This window comes from Pseudomonas sp. NFXW11, from assembly GCF_049887815.1.
In the GTDB taxonomy this organism is placed as follows: Bacteria; Pseudomonadota; Gammaproteobacteria; order Pseudomonadales; family Pseudomonadaceae; genus Aquipseudomonas.
In genome coordinates this window covers 53,787-71,244 of the sequence record NZ_JAGEKI010000015.1, presented here as the reverse complement: position 1 = coordinate 71,244, position 17,458 = coordinate 53,787, and the positions used below count along the sequence as shown (strand labels likewise).

The window sequence follows — 17,458 nt, the reverse complement described above, 5'->3', positions numbered from 1 at the left end:
GAGAGCCACCATGACGGCGCATTTTCGCCCCGCGGTGTATGACTTGCCCCGGGACGGCCACACCGTGCTGCGCTGGCAGCAGCCGCCGCAGCAGGCCAGTGTCGAGCTGGAACGCTTGCAGCGTAAGCAGAGCCTGGCGGCGGCGTTCCGGGTGTTTGCCCGGCTGGGTTTCGATATGGGCGGCGCCGGGCATATCACGGTGCGCGACCCCGAGCGCACGGACCATTTCTGGGTCAATCCGGTGGGGGTGTATTTCGGCCATGTGCGGGTTTCCGACCTGCTGCTGGTCAACCCCGAGGGCGCCATAGTCGAAGGGCAGGGCGCCTTGAACCTGGCGGCTTTCGCCATCCATGCGGCGCTGCATGAGGCCCATCCCCGGGTGGTGGCCGCGGCCCACGCCCATTCGCTGCATGGCAAGGCCTGGTCGACCCTGGGTCGCCTGCTCGACCCGCTGACCCAGGACGCCTGCGCCTTCTATGAGAAGCACGGGCTGTTCGACAACTTTTCCGGGGTGGTGCTGGAGGCCAGTGAGGGCGCACGGATCGCCGCCGCGTTGCAGGGCCATCAGGCGCTGATTCTGCAGAACCATGGCCTGCTCACCGTGGGCGCCACCGTGGAGGCCGCGGCCTGGCGTTTTATCGCCATGGACAATGCCGCCCAGGCGCAATTGCTGGCAGAAGCGGCCGGCACCCCACGACCGATTCCCCATGAAGTGGCGCGGCATACGGCGCGCCAGGTTGGCACCGAGTTTGGCGGCTGGTTCAGTTTCCAGCCCTACCGCGAACGGGTGCTGCGCGAAGAAGCCGATTTTCTCGAATAAGGACCCGCCATCATGCAGCGTCGTCGCTTTCTGCAACTGTCCGCCTTGGCCGGCCTGGCCGGTGCCCTGCCACGACTGGGCCTGGGCGCCGTGCCGGAACTGTCCGAGGTCACCCTGAATGTCGCCACCTACAAGGGCGCGGCCCCGGGCTTCTTTGCCGAGGCGGGTATCGAACCACCGCCTTACAAGGTGCGCTACGCCGAGTTCACCGGCGGCAACCTGAGCTACGAGGCCCTGGTCAGCGGCACCCTGGATATTTCGCCGATGAGCGAGATACCACCGATCTTCGGCATCAAGAACCAGGCCCCGGTGAGGCTGATCGCGGTGCTCACCGGCGATGTCAACAACCAGGCCTTCGTTCTGCCCAAGGGCTCCGAGGTGCAGTCGCTGGCCGAGCTCAAGGGCAAGCGCATTGGCTATATCCGCTCCACCAGTTCCCACTACTTCTTGCTCAAGGTGCTGAAGGAGCAGGGCCTGGGCTTTGCCGACATAGTGCCCATGGCGCTGACCCCCCAGGACGGTTTCGCCGCCTTGCAGCACGGCGCCCTGGATGCCTGGGTGAGCTTCGGCTACTTCATCCAGCTGGCGCAGTTGCGGGCCGGAGCCCGGGTGCTGAAGACCGGCCAGGGCTACTTGTCCGGCAACTATGTGATCGCCGCCAACCAGCAGAGCATTGCCGATCCGCTCAAGCATGCGGCGATCACCGACTACATCCTGCGCGAGTACCGCTCCTGGCAGTGGATCGCCAGCCACCCCGAGGAATGGGCGACCAAGAGCGCGCAGATTCTCGGCATGCCGCGCGAGGTGTTCCTTGCCCAGTACCGCGCCCAGAGCGGTCCGCGCTTGTTGCAGCCGGTGGACGAGGCGGCGGTGAAGTCCCAGCAGGATGTTGCCGACCTGTTCTATGAAGCCGGAGTGCTGCCCCAGCAGCTGGATGTTTCCGGGCTCTGGGACCGCAGCTTCCACTGGGGCTGACTAGCGCTGTCGTGGCGAGGGAGCTTGCTCCCGCTTGGCCGTGCCGGCAACCGCTACACCCCACAATTTCCCAGTGGTGGGTGATGGCTGCCATTGGGGTGGTTGCACCACCCAGCGGGAGCAAGCTCCCTCGCCACAGTAGTTGATCGGCCATGGAGGCCTGAATGTTCACTCGCACCTTATTGCTACTGGCACTGGCCAGCCCCTGGGCCGTCGCCGCCAGCGCTGGCGCAGACCTGCACCAGCGCCTCACGGTGCTCGACAGCCATCTGGATACCCCCATGCAACTGGCCCGCCCCGGCTGGGACATCCGCCAGCGCCATCGCTATCAGGACGATCTGTCCCAGGTGGACCTGCCACGGATGAAGGAGGGCGGCCTGGACGGTGGCTTCTGGGCCATCTTCACCCCCCAGGGGCCACTCACCGCAGAAGGTCGCACCCTGGCCAGCGAACATGGCCTGGCGGTACTGGCGCGGATCCGCGACCTGATCGCCGCCCACCCCCAGGACTTCGCCCTGGCCCTGAGCGCCGCCGATGTGCCGGCCATCGTCAGTCGTGGCCAGCGGGTGGTGTTGATCAGCATGGAAAATGCCGAGCCCCTGGCCGCCGACCCCGGGCGCCTGCATACCTATTACCGCCAGGGCCTGCGCATGCTCGGGCTGGTGCACTCGGCCAACAACGCCTTCGCCGACTCGGCCACGGCCTTGCCGCAGTGGCAAGGCCTGAGCCCGGCGGGCCGCGAGCTGGTGGTGGAAGCCAATCGCCTGGGCATCCTGCTGGATGTGTCCCACGCCTCGGACCAGGTGTTCGACCAGGTGCTGGCGCTGTCCCGGGCGCCGATCATCGCCTCCCACTCCAGCAGCCGGGCCATCACCCGGCACCCGCGCAACCTCGACGACCGACGCCTGCGGGCGCTGGCGGCCAGGGGCGGGGTGGTGCAGGTCAACAGCTTTGCCAGCGACCTGCTGGACAACCCACCCAACCCCGAGCGCGCCAAGGCCCTGGCGCCGCTGTACCGCGAGTTCCGCCTGGCCGCCAGCTTGAGCCCAGCGCAAGTGGCAGACCTGGCCGAACGCATTCGCCAAACGGAGGCCCGCTACCCGCAAGCGCAAGCGACCCTGGACGACTATATGCGCCACCTGCTGCATATCCTTGAGGTGGTGGGCCCCGAGCATGTGGGCATAGGCGCCGACTGGGACGGCGGCGGCGGGGTGCAGGGGCTGGAGGACGTGACGCAACTGCCGCGCATCACCGAACGCCTGCTGGCGGCGGGTTATGGCGAAGTGGACCTGGAGAAGATCTGGGGCGGTAATCTGCTGCGGGTGTTGGCGGCGGCTCAGGCTGGGGCTGTTCCGTAGAGAGGCGTGTCAGCTTGAGGCGAGATGGAAGGCTTCTCGGATACGCGACACCAGCTGTTGCAGGTCCTCTGTCAGGCCAATGGTCGTGGGGTCCATCTGTTGTTCGATCAAGCGGTCCAGGAACAGTTGCAGGTCTTCGGCTATTTGTTGGGACAGAGTGGTTGAGTTTGGTGTGAGTAGAACCGAGAGCCTCAATATGTCATCGCGGTGTTTGCGTATGTTCTTGCTGTCGATCTGTTCCCCCTTGTCTTGTCGTTCGTTCAGATTCAGCCATGCGTGGGCTTTTAGTGGAATCAACCGATCTGCCCCGATGTGGGTAATGGAGTCGATCTGCTGCATGCCGGCGATCAAGAAATCGTAGTAGTCATCGTCGAGCAAGATCGCCGACAGGCTGGAAACGGCTTCGTCGATGGGAATAGGGGCCAGGGTCGCGCCTGCAACCAGTTCAATGCCCTCGGGGCTGCGGGAGAAGAGCTCGATCTGTGCAGGGAAGCGGGTATCTGTGGGGGAGGTGAAACGGTAGAAGATTGGCTGTTGGTTGGTGCGTTGCCTGATCTGGTAGCCACCCGCCTGTATGAACTCCCAGAATCGGCCGGCAAACGAACTGTCCAGGGCTTCGATGATCAGGACTATATCCAGATCCCTGGTCGCCCTGAATGGCAGGCCGGCGTCTTCCATGCTCAGGAAGGCGGCCACACCCCCGATCATCACGTAGCGGTCGGTGTAGTCGGCAAAGTAGTCACGGAAGCGGTCCAGCCCCTTTACCATTTCAGGTCTCCTTCCAGCTGGCTCAAGCCGATCTGGATCCGTTCATCCTTGCTGTCCTGCAAGCTCAGGATCAGCGAAAAAGGATCGACATAGGGAACCACTGAAGCATAGACGCAGGGGTCGTAGGTCCAGATCTGCAATTCGCAGGCGGCATCTTCGGCAGCCACTTCGCTGAGGAAGTCCGATGCTTGCAGAAGAAGCGCGCTCAGGGTTTCGCTCGAGCAGGCATAGACCGGCAGCCGGGGCTCGCTCAGCAGGGTTTGTTGGGCCAGGGCCGACTCTCCGGCCAGCAGCAGTGGGTTGCCATCGAGCAGGGGAACTGCGTTTAACCACAGGCTCTTCTTCAACGGCGAGCGCATGTGCTTCCTGGCGTTCTGCCAGAGCTGTCGCGCTGAAGTGCGGATTTCGATCTGTTGCTGCCTATCTGCGCCCAGGGCGATCAATCCCAGCCCCTTGAGCTCTTTGACCGCACGCGAAATGGTCATTTTCGAGTAGGTGAAATGCTGGCCCAGCGTCGCCTGGGACAGTTGCAAGGAGTGCTTCCAGTCATTCATCAGCAGGTGAATCAGCATGGCCTGGGTTGCCGGGCTGATGAACTCGACTGTTTCCTGGCGAGCGCGGAAATACTCCCGTAGATCGAGGCCAAGTTCCGGGATGAACAATTGGTTGCCCGGGACGATGAACTGGATGCCTTTTTCAATCAGTCGCTTGCGCTCATAGGAGGCCAGGGTTGCGGTCACAAACAGCATGGGCATCTGGGTGAGTTTGCGCAGCGTGTCCATATGCTTTTTCACATCGGGGAGGCTGACCGAACGTTGCGGGTTTTCCATCAGCACCAGGCAGGTCTGTCCCAGCAGGGTCATCTGCAGCAGGCAATAGGTGTTGTTGAGGTAATAGGGCAGGCTGGAAGTCTGCTCCCAGGCGCTGAAGGACGGGATGTCACCGAGCACGGTCTCGATATAAGAGGCCAGCCCAGGTAGATACTGTTCCACTCGATGCAGTTCGGGATTCATGAGGGGGCTCGAATAACATGATTTAAGAACGGTATCATCGGTGATGTTATCGTTCAATAAATACGTTATAGCTGTATTTTAATGGCTTGAAACCTGTCTCTAGCTGTCGTTGAAAACTCACTGTGCAGCGGTTGTCGTCTGTATGCGTGTTACGCAGCATCTGCTTGCTTGAATATGAAACAAAGTAATATTTGCATATGCTTAAAATGTATTTCTCTTATTAAATAAGCGCCCCTAGGATGGCTTCACATAGACCCAAGTGACTGCATAAGTCGCCGGGCTATAACCGAATGCACTATCCATCCGCAGCAGGGAGCGCTGGCATGTCACTGACCAGAAGACAATTGATCGCCCGTATCGCCGCCGTCGGCGGGGTCCAGGCGGCGAGTGCGGTCATGGGCCTGTTCGGCGCCGTCGGCAATGCCGAGGCCTATGAGGAGAACTATGCCTCGCTGCCCACCGCGGCCGTCGGCAAGGGCGCCTCGGTGGTGGTGATAGGCGCCGGGATCGGTGGCCTGGTCAGTGCCTACGAGCTGCACAAGGCCGGGTTCAAGGTGACCCTGCTGGAAGCCCGGGACCGGGTGGGCGGGCGCAACTGGACGGTGCGCGGTGGCGATCGGGTGGAGCACAGCGATGGCAATGTGCAGATCGCCCGTTTTGACCAGGGCTTCTATCTCAATGCCGGGGCCGGGCGCCTGCCCAGCCATCACCAGTTGATGCTCGGCTACTGCCGCGAGCTGGGGGTGGAGCTGGAGGTGCTGGTCAATACCAGCCGCAACGCCCTGGTGCGCCCGGACCTGAACCAGCCGGCGTTGCAGATCCGCCAGGCAGTCAACGACAGCCGCGGGCATTTCTCCGCACTGCTGGCCAAGGCGGTCAATCGCCATGCCCTGGACCAGGAGCTGAGCGCCGAGGATCGCAGCAACCTGCTGCGCTTTCTGAAAACCTGGGGCGATCTTTCGGACAAGCTGGAGTACCTGGGTTCGGCCCGTTCCGGCTACAAGGTCTGGCCCGGCGCCGGCGACCAGCTGGCGCAGAAGAACGACCCGCTGCCCTTGCAGACCCTGCTCAACCCGGCGCTGACCACGGCGCTGATGATCGATGAATACCCGGAGTTCTCGCCCACCATGTTCCAGCCGGTGGGCGGCATGGACCGCATTCCCCAGGCCTTTGCCCGGCATCTGCAGGGGCAGTTGCGCCTGCACAGCGAAGTGCGTTCCATCAGCAACCACAACGACAGGGTCGAGGTGCTCTACCTGGATCGGCGCAGCGGCCAGAGCCACAGCCTCAAGGCCGACTACCTGATCAGTTCCCTGCCGCTGCCGCTGTTGGCCAGGGTCGAGAACAACTTCAGCGCCCCGGTGCGCCAGGCCCTGGGCGCGGTGCAGTTCGGTTACGCCAACAAGGTGGCCTGGCAGTCCCGGCGCTTCTGGGAAAGCCAGTACCAGATCTATGGCGGGCTGTCCTTTATCAACCAGGAAGCCTCGGGGCTGTGGTACCCCAGCGGCGGGTTCAACCAGGCCGAAGGGGTGCTGGTGGCGGCCTACAACAATGGCGAGACCGCACGCCGCTTTGCCGAGAAGAGCCAGGCCCAGCAGATCGAGATTTCCCGCCAGGCGGTGGAGCTGCTGCACCCCGGCCATGGCCATGAACTGCGCCACCCGCTGGTGATCGCCTGGAACCGGATTCCCTACAACTTCGGCCCCTGGATCAGCCACGAAGTGGCCGAGCCCGACTATGGCCTGCTCAACCAGCCCCAGGGCCGGGTCTACCTGACCAGCGACGGCCTGGCCCACAGCGGCGTGGGCATCTGGCAGGAAGCGGCCGCCGGCGCGGCGCGGCGGGTGGTGCGGCAACTTTTCCAGCGAGCGCAAGGCGCAACGCTGCAACAAACGGCCTGAGCCGGCCGTTCAATCATAAAAAGCCGGGTAGCGGACCTCCGAGGCTGGCACTCATAACCTTGGGAGCGTCTTTGCATGTCTTTGAAAAATACCGTCGTGGGGCTGGGGCTGCTGTTCGCCGCCGGCAGCAGCTGGGCCGCGGGAATCCAGCGGGTACCGTCCAGCTACCCCAATTCGCCGATCCTGCAATCGGTGACCCTGCCCGCCAACAGCGAGCTGACCTACCTCTCCGGCCTGCTGCCGGACCCGCTGGACCCCAAGGCGCCCAAGGCGCAGATCCACGCCGTGGGCAACACCGAGACCCAGGCCCGGGCGGTGCTGGGCAAGGTGCAGACGATCCTCGCCAGCCAGGGCCTGAGCCTGGGGGATGTGGTGCAACTGCGGATCTACCTGGTGGGGGACCCGGCCCTGGGCGGCAAGCTGGATTTCGATGGCCTGCAAGTGGCCTTCCGCGAATTCTTCGGCACCGCGCAACAACCGCTGAAACCGGCTCGCACCACGGTACAGGTGGCGGGGCTGGTATTGCCCGGCGCCCTGATCGAAGTCGAAACCGTCGCTGCCCGCACGCGCTGAGCGCCCCTTTGAAGGATCTGCAGTCATGAGTGTTTCCTTGCATAGAATCGTCCTCGGCGCCGCGCCCCTGAGCCTGGGCCTGCTGAGCCTGGCAGCCCCTCTGGAGGTGCAGGCCGCCGATGAAACCCTGGGCACCGTGGTGGTCACCGGGGTGCGCGGCAGCCAGCAGCGCACCGTCACCGACAGCCCGGCCCCTATCGATGTGATCGACAGCGAGCAGCTGCGCAGCATCGGCCAGAACGGCTTGAAAGAAATGCTCGGGCGCCTGCTGCCGTCGTTCAACGTGCCCACCATCAACGGCGGCGGCACCGCCTTCCTGGTGCGCGGGGTGAGCATGCGTGGCCTCGGTGGTGACCAGGTGCTGGTGCTGATCAATGGCAAGCGCCGGCACAACTCGGCGCTGATCAACAACGGTGCGCGGGTCGGCAATGCCTCGGTGCCGGTGGACCTGGACCTGATTCCCACCGCCGCCATCGAGCGTATCGAAGTGCTGCGCGACGGCGCGGCGGCGCAGTACGGTTCGGACGCCATTGCCGGGGTGATCAATATCATCCTCAAGCGCAATGCCGAGGGCCTGACCTCGGACACCACCCTGGGCCAGTACTACGACGGCGACGGCACCACGGGCCATGAAGCCTTCAACTGGGGCAACAAACTGGGGGACAACGGTGGCTTTATCAACCTGTCCTGGGACGCCAAGCTGCAGGAGCCCTACGAGCGTTCCAGCGCCGCCAGCGGCCAGCTGTATTTCAACCAGCCCGACGGCTCCCCCGACCCGCGGGAAGGCAACCGCCAGGGCTGGGGCACCGAGTACGGCCTGGGCCGCGACCGCACCACCAGCCTGGCCTACAACGCCGAGTTGCCCCTGGACGACGGGCTCAAGCTGTATTCGTTTTCGACCCTGAGCTACCGCAACAGCAACAAGAACCTGGGGCACCGCAAGCCCACCGACATCACCAGCCTGGCGGGAGTGCCCAATGCCCCGTACCCCAATGGCGGCCAGGCCCGGCGGGAGATCCGCGAGACCGATTTCCAGGTCGCCGGCGGCGCCAAGGGCCTGCTCGGTGGCTGGGACTGGGACCTGTCGAGCACCTACGGCAAGGATCGCGGGGTGCTGGACACCGCCAACAACCTGAACATCTCCAATGGCCCCTACGGCCAGCACGACTTCCACCTGGGCAACCTGGTGTTCGACCAGTGGACCAACAACCTGGACTTTTCCCGGGCCCTGGACATCGGCTGGAGCAGCCCGCTGGAAACCTCCTTCGGCCTGGAATACCGCTGGGAGAAGTACGCGCTGGAGGAAGGCGAGGGCAACTCCTACAACCAGGGCAGCTATATCCCCGCCACCGGCCCCTTTGCCGGCGTGGTGCCGGACCCGGGGCTGTTCTCGGTCAACGGCACCACCCCGGAAGATGCCTACAGCCTCAAGCGTCATAGCGAGGCGGCCTATGTCGACTTCGGCCTGAATATCACCCCCAACTGGTATGTGGGCGCGGCGGCACGCTATGAGAAATACAACCTCGGGGTGGGCGACACCACCAGCGGCAAGCTCAGCACCCGCTATGAGTTCCTGCCCGGCTACGCGGTGCGAGCCTCGGTGAGCAATGGCTTTCGCGCGCCGTCCCTGGCCCAGAGCGTGTTTTCCACCACCAGCACCGTGACCCAGTTCGGCGCCGGCGGCACCACCGCCTCGGTGCGCACCAAGCAGATGCGTCCCAACTCGCCGGAAGCCATCGCCCTGGGGGCCCGGGACCTGGAGCCGGAAACCTCGCGCAACTACAGCCTGGGGTTCACCGCCGAACCGGCCGAACGCTTGCGCCTGACCGCCGACTTCTACCTGATCGACATCGACAAGCGCATCCTCCAGACCGGCGTCCTCAAGGGCCCGGCGGTGTCGCAGATTTTGGTGGAGAACGGCCTGTCGCCGAACCTGGCCGGGCAGTACTACACCAACGCGGCCGATACCCGGACCAAGGGCGTGGACCTGGTGGCGGACTACAGCCAGTCGTTCGGCGAATACGGTACGGCGAAATGGAGCCTGGCCTACAACCACAACAAGACCACCATCCGCGACCTGGCGGACACCCCCGCAGCCCTGTCGCGCCTGGGGGCCGGTTATGTGCTGTTTGATCGCCAGCAGCAGATCGACCTGACCCGCTCCACGCCCAAGGACAAGTGGATTCTCTCCAGCAACTACAAGGTCGGCGCCTGGACCACCAACTTGCAGCTGACCCGCTTTGGCGAATACACCGAAGGCTCGAACCTTCCGGCCAACGACCGCACTTACAGCGCCAAGTGGATCACCGACCTGGACGTGGCCTATGACGTGACCCAGAACCTCACCGTGGCGGTGGGGGCTAACAACCTGTTCGATGTGTACCCGGACAAGATCGGCCTCAAGGCCTGGGCCGGCACCTATGAATACGGGATGTTCTCGCCCTATGGCCTGGGCGGCGGCTACTACTACAGCCGCGTCAGCCTGGCGTTCTGAGGGGCAGGCGGGGTGCCGGTAGCGGCGGGGTGGGTAGGCCCGCCGGTGCTCGGTTTTATGCATGCAGCCTGCAAAGAAGTTGCATGGAATATGGCATTTTAATTAACAAGACTGGGGAGGATCGAATAAGCGGTTTATTCAAGATGTGCATCTTTTAAGTTGAATGTCAGTAAATTTAATCATTCTGCGCAGCACTGTTGAAAGTGTCTGTGGTGGCCGCTATTTGCCTGATTTTCGATACATTTTTAAGTTAGGAGATTAGAGAAAAAGGGTATTTCACAAGGCATTGGCCACTGCCTAAGGTGGCCTTGAAACAAATTATTACGTTGTCCCCGAGATGCACTTCAGCGCTACTTCCAGGGAATAAGGGAGCTTGCATGTTTACAGTCACTACTGCCGACAAACTTGAAGCACGGCACATTATCGATGTTGTGGAAAAACGCTCTTACGGGGTCCAGCTCAAGGGGTTCTGCCTGCCGGATACCCTGCAGGTGGCGCGGGATCATCTGTACCGCCAGGAACTGCGCAGTGCCTTCAGCCAGCAGCAGGAGTTCGTCCGCATCGGCAAGGCCTATATCGAGATCCAGGATGAGCAGAGCCGGGCCGAATACCACGCCCTGGCCCTGCCTAACATCCGCAAGATCCGCAACCTGTTCCGGCCCCTGGCCTCGCCCATCGACGAGCTGCGCCTGCTGCTGGATGAAGTCTGGCCCCAGGGTGCGCACCTGCTGCAGGTGGACGGGCAGAAGTGCTTTGTCGGCATCGCCCGCTTTCAGGGTTCGGGGGTCGATCTCACTCCCCACACCGACAAGCTCGAACGCAACGCGCCCGAGGGCCACAGCCCGCAACTGCTGACCCAGCTGTCGACCAATATCTACCTGGAGATCCCCGAGGACGGTGGCGAACTGGAGATCTGGGGCATCGAGCCGGATGAGCAGGAGTACAACCGCCTGCGCGGCGAGCGGGCCTACGGCATCGAGCGCCATCTGCTGCCGCCGCCGGATTTTGTGGTCAAGCCCGAGCCCGGCGACCTGATTCTGCTCAACCCGCGGCTGATCCACGCGGTGCGTCCTTCGGCCAGCAGCACCCGGGTCACCCTCGGGGTGTTTATCGGCTACCACGGCCCACACCAGCCTTTGACCTACTGGAGCTGAACCCATGAGCCAGGTGCAGGAAATCAACCTCAAGGCCTATTTCAACAAGGGCGGCGAGGAGCACGAATTCGACGGCAAGCGCGTGGTCCTGGCGGTCAGCGTCGGTCAGGAATATCACGAAGACCAGAAGCTGCGTTCCACCATCCACCTGATCAACCAGTCGGGCTTTCGCCACGTCAAGGTGGTGGTGGCCGACACCCTGCAACGCCACAACAAGCACGGCAAGTCGCCGGGGGAGGCGCTGTCGGCGGCGATCCGCGAAGGCGATGCCTGGCTGGCGCGCAACCAGAGCATTCTCGATGGCTTGCGGGTGCCTTATCACATCACCCGCTGGAACCAGGAACTGGCCAGCGACCGCTACGCCGAGCTGCGCCAGCAGCTGAACCAGGTGTACCAGCAGCGCAGCGAGTTGCGCGAGGCCATCGACAGCACCATTGGCGTGTTCACCGAGCGCCTGCGCCTGCGTGACGAGCACGCGGACATCGAGCGGGCGGCGGCCCAGTGCCGGGAATACATCCTCGAGGAAATCCCGATCATCCTGCCGCTGTGGGCCGACGAGGGTTACCACTACGTGCTCTATCCGCAGCAGATGACCACGGCCATGGCCACCAGTCGCGAGCTGCTGATCGAGCCCCACAGCCCGGACCGGGTGCGCTGGCTGCCGCTGAAGTTCAAGAAGCGCGGGATTCCGATTCCCTTCACCTTGCCCGGTGCCGTGCACCCGAACTGGACCAGTGGCGCGATTGCCATCTGATGCCCCGCCCTGCGGGGCGGTTTCTATCACTGACAAGGAGTTTCCATGAGCGTTTTTGCGCAACAGCAACGCAAGTGGTGGGCATTGCTCGGGGTGAGCATCGCCAGTTTTCTCGGCTGTGTGGACTTCACCATCGTCAACACTGCGCTACCGGCCCTGCAGGCCGATCTGGGGGCCTCGGTGGATGGCCTGCAATGGGTGATCAACGGCTTTATCCTGGCGCTGTCGAGTTTCATGGTGCTGGTGGGGCGGCTGGCCGACCTGCATGGCCGCAAGCGGGTGCTGTTCATCGGCCTGGCGGTGTTTGGCCTGGCTTCCCTGGCGGCCGGGCTGGCGACAGAGATCGATACCCTGATCGCTGCCCGGGTGCTCCAGGGCCTGGCCTGCGCGGTGCTCTACACCGCCTCGGGGGCGATTGTCTCCAGCACCTTCGACAGCCACGAGCAGGGTCGCGCCTTTGGCGTGCTGTTCGGGGTCAATGGCGTGGGGCTGGCGGTGGGGCCAGTGCTCGGCGGGCTGATTACCAGTGCCTTCGGCTGGCAGTGGATCTTCCTGATCAATGTGCCTTTCGTGCTCCTGAGCCTGGGCATCTGCAGTTTCAGCGTGAAGGAATCCCGCGGGGCCGAGGCCGGGACGCGGCTGGATGCAGGGGGCGCCTTGCTGCTGCTGATCGGCCTGCCGAGCCTGGTGCTGGTGATTGTCCAGGGCGCGAGCTGGGGCTGGGGTTCGGGCCTGACCTTGGGCCTGCTGGCTGTGGCGCTGCTGGCATTGGGAGCCTTCCTGGTGCTGGAGAAGCGGGTGGCGGCGCCGATCATCGACCTTGGGCTGTTCGCCAACCGACGCTTTGTTGCCGCGGTGGCCGCCAGCTTCGGCCTGGCGCTGTTCTATTGCGTGGCGTTCTTCGTGATGCCGCTGTACCTGGCGCAGATCCGCGGGGAAAGCCTGCAGGCCAGCGGCCTTTTGCTGCTGCCCACCACCCTCGGGGTGGCCGTGCTGTCGCCACTGGTAGGGCGGCTGGTGGACCGCAAGGGCCCGGCGCTGCTGGTCAAGGCCGGGTTGCTGTTGTTCGTGCTCTCGGCGCTGTTGCAGGCCGGCTTCGAACGCCAGACATCACTGGCCTATCTGCTGAGCGCCTTCGTCATCATGGGCCTGGGCTGGGCAAGCATTCTCGGGCCCTCGACGGTGCTGGGGATTTCCTCGGTGCCCCAGGAGGTGGGCTCGGTGGCCATGGGTTCGCTGATGACCCTGCACAATGTCGGCGGTGGTATCGGGCTGGCGGTGGGGGTGGGGTTGTTCCATCACTTTTCCGCCACGCCGCTGGACGATGCCCAGGGCGCATTTCTCAATGGCTACCAAGCCGTGATGGGCTTTCTGGCGCTGACGACCTTGCTGGTGTGGGCCGCCGTAAGCCTGCTGCTGCGTGCCGTGCCGGCGGCCCTGGCGACGACCGAAGAGGGCCCCAGCCATGGCTGAGCGCGGTGGGCAGATGGGGCTGGGGGCCTTTCTTTCCGGCTCCGGTGCCCACGGCGGCAGTTGGCGCCATCCTCGGGCGGACGCCGATGCTTCACTGAATTTCCAGCGTTACCAGCACTATGCGCAGACCCTGGAGCGGGGCTGTTTCGATGCGCTGTTTCTCAATGACAACCTGGCGGTGGGGGACCTCGACCCCCGGGTGCTGGCCCACAGTAGCTACAGCCTGCGCTGGGACCCGCTGACCCTGCTGCCGGCGCTCGCGGTGGTGACCCGGCATATCGGCCTGATCGCCACCGCCAGCACTTCCTACAACGAGCCTTACCACCTGGCGCGCAAATTCGCGTCACTGGATCACCTGAGTGGCGGGCGGGCCGGTTGGAACCTGGTGACCGGGTTGATTGGCGGCGAAAATTTCAATCACCTCCAGCCCCCCAGCCATGCCGAACGCTATGCCCGGGCCGAGGAGTGCTTCGATGTGGTCAGCGGCCTGTGGGACAGCTGGGCCGACGATGCTTTCCCCCGGGACCCGGCCAGTGGCCAGTGGCTGCGCCCGGAACGCATGCACCTGTTGCAGCACCGGGGCCGGCATTTCCAGGTGCAGGGGCCGTTGAATGCGCCGCGGCCGCTGCAGGGCTGGCCGGTGATTGCCCAGGCCGGCTCATCAGGGCCGGGGCAGGCGCTGGCGGCGCGCTGCGCCGAACTGGTGTTCACCGCCCAGAGCGACTTGCAGCAGGCCAAGGACTTCTACGCCGGGCTCAAGGAACAACTTCCCCATTACGGCCGGCACGCCGGGCAGTTGAAGATCTTCCCGGGAATAGCCCCCACGGTGGGCCGAACCCTGAACGAGGCCGAAGAGAAGTACCAGCAGTTGCAGGAGTTGCAGGACCCGCAAGCCCAGCTCAAGGCTCTGTCCTACCTGCTGGACCTGGGCATCGACCTGTCGAGCCTGCCCCTGGATGCCCGGGTACCGCTGCTGGCGGACGAGGCGCCCACCGAGCGCCACAAGAGCCGTCGGCAACTGGTGGTGGAATTGGTCCGCCGGGAGCGGCCGACCCTGGCGCAATTGCTGCGCAGCCTGTCGGCCAGCGGGCACAAGGTGCTGGTGGGCACGCCGGGGCAGATAGTCGACGAGTTGGCCACCTGGTATGAGGAATACGCCGCCGATGGCTTCAATGTGCTGTTCACTCATTTGCCGGGGGCCATCGAGGATTTCGTGCAATGGATCACCCCCGAGCTCCAACGCCGGGGGTTATTTCGCCAGCGCTACAGCGGGCATAGCTTGCGGGAGCACCTGGGGCTGGCACGGGTGGAGAATCGGTTTTTCAGCCAGCGCAGCCATGGTTGAATCGCCGAAACAGGCTTAACTCTCAAGGCGCAATGCCCATCGACCAATGCAAGGAGCAAGAGTATGTCCGGATGGTATGAGTTGAAGAAAAACAGCAGCGGCCAGTTTCATTTCGTGCTCAAGGCGGCCAATGCCGAGGTCATTCTCAGCAGCGAGCACTACAGCAGCCGCGCGTCGGCCGAGAGCGGCATCGCCTCGGTGCAGGTCAACAGCCCGCTGGACGGACGCTACGAGCGCAAGAGCGCCAAGGACGGCAAACCCTATTTCAACCTCAAGGCGGCCAATGGGCAGACCATCGGCAGCAGCGAGACCTATTCCTCGGAAGCCGCCCGGGACAAGGGCATCGCCAGCGTCAAGGCCAATGGCCCGAGCCACAATATCAAGGACCTGAGCGCCCTTTAGGCTCGGCAAAACCTCTACAGCACAAAGCCCGAACGCCATGGCGGCGTTCGGGCTTTGTGCGTTCAGCGGTTGTTGCGCAAGCACCAAGCACTTGCCCCAGAGGCCGGGCGGCGAGCCCTGGTTCGATGCGCTTGCAGGTGCCAGTCGATTGGCGACGCTATTATGGCGAAATGCCATCGTTTGTATTAACCTCCGCGCCCGTCACAGGGCGGCTGGCATGCCTGGCGCTCTGATTGACGTTATCGATCATTGTCCAAGGGATCTGCGACCTCATGATTCGCCCTCTCGTATTACTCGCCGCGCTGCTGGCCCTGAGCGGTTGCTACAGCCTGTCTTCCACGAAAATTGCCGAGAGCATGAGCCCCGACCCCCAGTCGGGGGTGGCCTATGTCGTGGGCGTGGTCGGTATCTGGCCCAAGGCAGTGCACACCGCCAAGGAACAGATGCTGATGATTCGCCCACGGGGCGGTGACGGGTTCGCCTCGGCACGTTTGTACAACGAGATCTACGGCCGTACTCCGCGGGACGTGCGCGAGACCTGGCACGGCATCGGCAGCCTGTTCGTGATGCCGCTCAAGCCCGGGCGCTACGAGATCTACAACCTGCATTTCGATCGCGGCAACGCCACCTCCTGGAGCCGCGAAGACTTCTCCATCCCCCTGGAACTGGAAGCCGGCAAGGCCTATTACCTCGGTGATTTCCGCGCGGGCTGCCTGTCGGCGAGCGGGGCCAAATGCGTGTTTCTGCACAGTGACCACCTGGAGCGCGACGCCGCCCTGGTGCGTGCCAAGTACCCGCAGGTGCCGAGCCTACAGCGGGTCGACCTGGAGAAGATGGAAGAGTTGACGCCATTGATCGTCAAGGAGCAGGGGCCCAAGGCGTCGATGCTCAAGGCCATGCTCTCGGGAGAACTCTGATGCGTGCTCGATTCTGGTTATCGCTGGTGCTGATGCTGGCGCTTGGCGGCTGCCAGACCAGCCATAGTCTCAAACCGGCCGAGGTGGATTACCAGCAGGCGTTGCCGGCCATCAGCGTGAGTACCATGGGGCCTATTCCCGGCGCCCTGATCCGTAACGAACTGCGCCGTCGAGGTACTTTCGAGCAGGTACAGCAGGGCTTCAGTGCCGATGGCTACAACGTGATCGTGATGGCTGACAGTGATTATTTCGGCTGGCAGAACATTCCCATGGGGCTGCTCAGCGCGCTGACCTTTTTCATCGTGCCGGCCCGGGCCACCTGGGACAGCCAGGTGATGTTCCATGTCAGCCGCGGTGACCAGCCTGTGGCCAAGTACCGGGTCAGCAATCACACCCGTTCCTGGCGCGGCTGGGTCAACCTCGATGGTGGTCAGTACCAGCATGTGCAGCTCATCACCGACGACTTTATCGCGCAGATGCTGCGCGATCCGCAGTTCCAGGCCAAGGCCCCGGCGGCCTTGAGCGAGCACTGAACGATAGCGCCGCATGAACCCGTCAAAGCCCGGACAGTGTGATCTGCCCGGGCTTTTTCATTGGGGGCTCAACCCAGGCTATGCAGCAACGCCTGCAGTTGGCTGCGCCCGGCTTCACTCAAGGGGAACACCGGCCGACGCGGCTCGCCGCTGGCCAGTCCGCCCAGCTCCAGCCCGGCCTTGACCGTGGCCGGCAAGCCGCCCTTGAGGATGAAATCCAGCAGCGGCAGCTGGCGGTAGAACAGCTCCCGGGCTCCTTGCAGGTCGTTGTTCAGCACGGCCTGGTAGAGCTCGAGGTTGAGCTGCGGGATCAGGTTCGCCGCCGCTGTGCACCAGCCGCTGGCACCGGCGGCGAAGGCCTCCAGGGCCAGGGGGTTGCAGCCGTTGTAGAACGGCACCTGGCCTTCGCCCAACAGCTGCAGCTTGTGCATGCGCTGGATATCGCCGGTGCTTTCCTTGACCAGGGTGACGTTCTCCACGCTGTGGAAGATCTTCAGGATCAGCTCCACCGACATATCGGTGCCGCTGGTGGCCGGGTTGTTGTAGAGCATGATCGGCACGCCGATGCTGTCCCCAATGGCCTGGTAGTGGGCGAGGATCTCGGCTTCGCTGAGCTTCCAGTAGGAGGCGGGCAGCACCATCACCACGTCGGCGCCCTGGGCTTCGGCAAAGCGCGCGCGGCGAATGGCCTTGGCGGTGGTCAGGTCGGAGACGCTGACGATGGTCGGCACGCGGCGGGCCACGCGCTGGATGCTGAATTCGGCGACCTGGTCCCACTCCGCATCGCTGAGGTAGGCGCCTTCACCGGTGCTGCCCAGGGGCGCGATGGCGTGCACGCCGGAGTCGAGCATGCGGTCGATGGAGCGCCCGAGGGCGTCCAGGTCCAGGCCTTCGCCCCGGGGGCCGAAGGGGGTGACGGTGTAGCCGATGATGCCGTGGATCTTGGGTGTGGACATGCTGCAACTCCTGCAAGGCAAA

At 63.9% G+C, this 17,458-nt stretch carries 16 protein-coding genes; 13 read left to right on the top strand and 3 right to left on the bottom strand.

The window, feature by feature from the left end; genetic code table 11:
* The first annotated feature begins 10 nt into the window (after nt 1-10).
* The 3 genes from J4P02_RS21820 (at nt 11) to J4P02_RS21810 (ending at nt 3,153) form a co-directional block, all read left to right on the top strand.
* The gene (locus tag J4P02_RS21820) at nt 11-820 is read left to right on the top strand and encodes a class II aldolase/adducin family protein (RefSeq protein ID WP_426194115.1); all 810 of its coding nucleotides are present in this window, start codon (nt 11-13) and stop codon (nt 818-820) included.
* A gap of 12 nt (nt 821-832) precedes the next feature.
* Complete coding sequence (locus J4P02_RS21815) at nt 833-1,795, top strand: ABC transporter substrate-binding protein (RefSeq protein WP_426194113.1); 963 nt, start codon at nt 833-835, stop codon at nt 1,793-1,795.
* Between the two features lie 164 nt (nt 1,796-1,959).
* Nucleotides 1,960-3,153 carry a dipeptidase gene (locus tag J4P02_RS21810; RefSeq protein WP_426194112.1) on the top strand — a complete coding sequence of 398 codons (1,194 nt, stop codon included), beginning with the start codon at nt 1,960-1,962 and terminating at the stop codon, nt 3,151-3,153.
* Nucleotides 3,154-3,162: 9 nt separating this feature from the next.
* Here J4P02_RS21810 and J4P02_RS21805 read toward each other — a convergent pair whose 3' ends face one another.
* On the bottom strand, nt 3,163-3,921 hold the full coding sequence (locus J4P02_RS21805) for a hypothetical protein (protein WP_426194110.1): 759 nt from the start codon (nt 3,919-3,921) through the stop codon (nt 3,163-3,165).
* Complete coding sequence (locus J4P02_RS21800; protein WP_426194108.1) at nt 3,915-4,991, bottom strand: hypothetical protein; 1,077 nt, start codon at nt 4,989-4,991, stop codon at nt 3,915-3,917. The genes J4P02_RS21805 and J4P02_RS21800 overlap by 7 nt, the downstream gene beginning before the upstream one ends.
* 266 nt (nt 4,992-5,257) lie before the next feature.
* On the opposite strand from J4P02_RS21800, the gene J4P02_RS21795 reads away from it, so the two are divergent.
* The 10 genes from J4P02_RS21795 (at nt 5,258) to J4P02_RS21750 (ending at nt 16,480) form a co-directional block, all read left to right on the top strand.
* On the top strand, nt 5,258-6,835 hold the full coding sequence (locus J4P02_RS21795) for a flavin monoamine oxidase family protein (RefSeq protein WP_426194106.1): 1,578 nt from the start codon (nt 5,258-5,260) through the stop codon (nt 6,833-6,835).
* A gap of 75 nt (nt 6,836-6,910) precedes the next feature.
* Entirely contained in the window at nt 6,911-7,408 is a 498-nt protein-coding gene (locus J4P02_RS21790) for a RidA family protein (protein WP_426194104.1), read from the top strand.
* A gap of 25 nt (nt 7,409-7,433) precedes the next feature.
* Nucleotides 7,434-9,902, top strand: coding sequence for a TonB-dependent receptor plug domain-containing protein (locus tag J4P02_RS21785; RefSeq protein WP_426194102.1), 2,469 nt, complete (start codon nt 7,434-7,436; stop codon nt 9,900-9,902).
* A 377-nt stretch (nt 9,903-10,279) separates the two neighbouring features.
* The gene (locus tag J4P02_RS21780; RefSeq protein WP_426194100.1) at nt 10,280-11,056 is read left to right on the top strand and encodes a 2OG-Fe(II) oxygenase; all 777 of its coding nucleotides are present in this window, start codon (nt 10,280-10,282) and stop codon (nt 11,054-11,056) included.
* Between the two features lie 4 nt (nt 11,057-11,060).
* Nucleotides 11,061-11,810, top strand: coding sequence for a tRNA-dependent cyclodipeptide synthase (locus tag J4P02_RS21775; protein WP_426194098.1), 750 nt, complete (start codon nt 11,061-11,063; stop codon nt 11,808-11,810).
* Nucleotides 11,811-11,855: 45 nt separating this feature from the next.
* Entirely contained in the window at nt 11,856-13,283 is a 1,428-nt protein-coding gene (locus tag J4P02_RS21770) for an MFS transporter (RefSeq protein WP_426194096.1), read from the top strand.
* Nucleotides 13,276-14,628, top strand: a complete 1,353-nt coding sequence (locus J4P02_RS21765; RefSeq protein WP_426194094.1) for an LLM class flavin-dependent oxidoreductase — start codon at nt 13,276-13,278, stop codon at nt 14,626-14,628. The genes J4P02_RS21770 and J4P02_RS21765 overlap by 8 nt, the downstream gene beginning before the upstream one ends.
* A 63-nt stretch (nt 14,629-14,691) precedes the next feature.
* Complete coding sequence (locus J4P02_RS21760) at nt 14,692-15,030, top strand: YegP family protein (protein ID WP_426194092.1); 339 nt, start codon at nt 14,692-14,694, stop codon at nt 15,028-15,030.
* A 272-nt stretch (nt 15,031-15,302) separates the two neighbouring features.
* Entirely contained in the window at nt 15,303-15,947 is a 645-nt protein-coding gene (locus J4P02_RS21755) for a hypothetical protein (RefSeq protein WP_426194091.1), read from the top strand.
* Entirely contained in the window at nt 15,947-16,480 is a 534-nt protein-coding gene (locus tag J4P02_RS21750; protein WP_426194089.1) for a hypothetical protein, read from the top strand. The genes J4P02_RS21755 and J4P02_RS21750 overlap by 1 nt, the downstream gene beginning before the upstream one ends.
* A 68-nt stretch (nt 16,481-16,548) precedes the next feature.
* On the opposite strand, the gene J4P02_RS21745 is transcribed toward J4P02_RS21750, so the two are convergent.
* Nucleotides 16,549-17,436: a dihydrodipicolinate synthase family protein gene (locus tag J4P02_RS21745; RefSeq protein WP_426194087.1), complete on the bottom strand. Its 888-nt coding sequence runs from the start codon at nt 17,434-17,436 to the stop codon at nt 16,549-16,551.
* Nucleotides 17,437-17,458 lie beyond the last annotated feature (22 nt).

Bases quoted from the DNA above. Each gene is read 5' to 3' on its own strand.
- J4P02_RS21820 (WP_426194115.1), top strand. From the start codon at position 11: ATGACGGCGCATTTTCGCCCCGCGGTGTATGACTTGCCCCGGGACGGC.
- J4P02_RS21815 (WP_426194113.1), top strand. From the start codon at position 833: ATGCAGCGTCGTCGCTTTCTGCAACTGTCCGCCTTGGCCGGCCTGGCC.
- J4P02_RS21810 (WP_426194112.1), top strand. From the start codon at position 1,960: ATGTTCACTCGCACCTTATTGCTACTGGCACTGGCCAGCCCCTGGGCC.
- J4P02_RS21805 (WP_426194110.1), bottom strand. From the start codon at position 3,921: ATGGTAAAGGGGCTGGACCGCTTCCGTGACTACTTTGCCGACTACACC.
- J4P02_RS21795 (WP_426194106.1), top strand. From the start codon at position 5,258: ATGTCACTGACCAGAAGACAATTGATCGCCCGTATCGCCGCCGTCGGC.
- J4P02_RS21790 (WP_426194104.1), top strand. From the start codon at position 6,911: ATGTCTTTGAAAAATACCGTCGTGGGGCTGGGGCTGCTGTTCGCCGCC.
- J4P02_RS21785 (WP_426194102.1), top strand. From the start codon at position 7,434: ATGAGTGTTTCCTTGCATAGAATCGTCCTCGGCGCCGCGCCCCTGAGC.
- J4P02_RS21780 (WP_426194100.1), top strand. From the start codon at position 10,280: ATGTTTACAGTCACTACTGCCGACAAACTTGAAGCACGGCACATTATC.
- J4P02_RS21775 (WP_426194098.1), top strand. From the start codon at position 11,061: ATGAGCCAGGTGCAGGAAATCAACCTCAAGGCCTATTTCAACAAGGGC.
- J4P02_RS21770 (WP_426194096.1), top strand. From the start codon at position 11,856: ATGAGCGTTTTTGCGCAACAGCAACGCAAGTGGTGGGCATTGCTCGGG.
- J4P02_RS21765 (WP_426194094.1), top strand. From the start codon at position 13,276: ATGGCTGAGCGCGGTGGGCAGATGGGGCTGGGGGCCTTTCTTTCCGGC.
- J4P02_RS21760 (WP_426194092.1), top strand. From the start codon at position 14,692: ATGTCCGGATGGTATGAGTTGAAGAAAAACAGCAGCGGCCAGTTTCAT.
- J4P02_RS21755 (WP_426194091.1), top strand. From the start codon at position 15,303: ATGATTCGCCCTCTCGTATTACTCGCCGCGCTGCTGGCCCTGAGCGGT.
- J4P02_RS21750 (WP_426194089.1), top strand. From the start codon at position 15,947: ATGCGTGCTCGATTCTGGTTATCGCTGGTGCTGATGCTGGCGCTTGGC.
- J4P02_RS21745 (WP_426194087.1), bottom strand. From the start codon at position 17,436: ATGTCCACACCCAAGATCCACGGCATCATCGGCTACACCGTCACCCCC.